Origin of the sequence: Candidatus Methylobacter oryzae (assembly GCF_003994235.2) — a bacterium.
GTDB classification, from domain to species: Bacteria; Pseudomonadota; Gammaproteobacteria; order Methylococcales; family Methylomonadaceae; genus Methylobacter_A; species Methylobacter_A oryzae.
On record NZ_RYFG02000018.1, the window covers coordinates 1,111 to 2,423 of the forward strand.

A 1,313-nucleotide genomic window follows, 5' to 3' on the forward strand; every position below is an offset into this window, starting at 1 on the left:
CCGCGTACCGTGTAGTCCGCGGTAGCGTGCGGTAAGGCACAAACCGCACGGAAAGAGCCTCCATTCCGACCAATCATATACAGTCCTTCGCATATTGCATCAACACGGGAATAAGCTTACGGCATCAGTTGTTCAATCTCGGATTCGGACAAGCCTGTTGCTTGAGCAATGATGTCGATTGAAGTGCCGGCTTTCAGGAAATTGAGTGCTATGGCACGCGCGGCTTTATCCATGCCTTGGGCGATGCCTTTTTCCATGCCTCGCTCCATGCCTTTTTCTTCCGCCGAAGCAATCTTGCTTTCCACGTCAGCTAAAGCCTGCATGCGTACTTCGTAAATTAAGCGCTCGTCTTCGTCGAACATGCGGTCTACCGCTTCAATCGCTTTGACAATCGCACGGTCTTCGATAAGTTCTTCGGGCACATGATTTTTATCCAATTTATTCGCCTTGGTTAAGAAAGTGACCCATCTGTCCAGCGCGCTATCGATTTGTCGATAAGATTTGGTGAATTTTCTCAACTCGATGTAATGGAGCTCGAAAATGTCGTGCAACTTGTCGTCCTTGCCGGTTGCGGCATTGATAATCTTATAGAGATTATGCAGCTCTCGGTTGTCGGGAATAAAGTTAAAATCCAGGATGTTGATGCTGATGGTCTTTTGCAGCTCCTTGAACATCATGCCTTCGTTGAGCTGTTCGGTGACGAGTTTTGCCCAGTAATAAATGGCGCGTTTATCGAAATGATAGTCTTCGCTGATCTGCATTTCGACGTTGAACCAACGGTCGTTTTTGTCTTTGGCTTTAATGTCGAGTATCGACATTTTGCCGGCTTGATAAGCGGCGAGATTGTAGGGGTTTCTTAATTCGATTTCGACGACTTGCTGTTCTTTTGAAACAATGGCATTGATCAACGAGATTAAAAGGTCTTTATTCTCTTCGCTGCCGAACAGTTTCTTGAAGGCAAAATCGACTCTGGGATTTATTCTGCACATAGTTAACGGCCTATTGTTAGGTTATTTCGGGAGTGGCTTTTATTTATATCCCTCACCCTAACCCTCTCCCGGAGAACGAGGGAACAAAATGCGAAAATTATTTCGGACGAAATCCTAAGGGGAGGAGCCCCTGTCATCATCCTATCGAGGAGGAGGCGTTACAAGCCTTTCAATTTGTTTAACAGGATTTCGCCGTCGTCGCAATCGATAATCCAGTCCCCGATGAGTTCCAAGGTATCGGTATCCCTAATCGGCTTGAGCAGGGATTGGGCCGCGATGGATGCCGTCTGGCCGAAACGGCGTTGTATGAGCCTGACTAGCAAT

1 protein-coding gene is annotated in these 1,313 nt (G+C 47.1%); it reads right to left on the bottom strand.

The genetic code is table 11. The features are described from left to right. Nucleotides 1-116 precede the first annotated feature (116 nt). Nucleotides 117-989 (bottom strand): Rpn family recombination-promoting nuclease/putative transposase, encoded by an 873-nt coding sequence (locus tag EKO24_RS03225; RefSeq protein ID WP_127028977.1) that lies wholly within the window; start codon nucleotides 987-989, stop codon nucleotides 117-119. Between the last annotated feature and the right edge of the window lie 324 nt (nucleotides 990-1,313).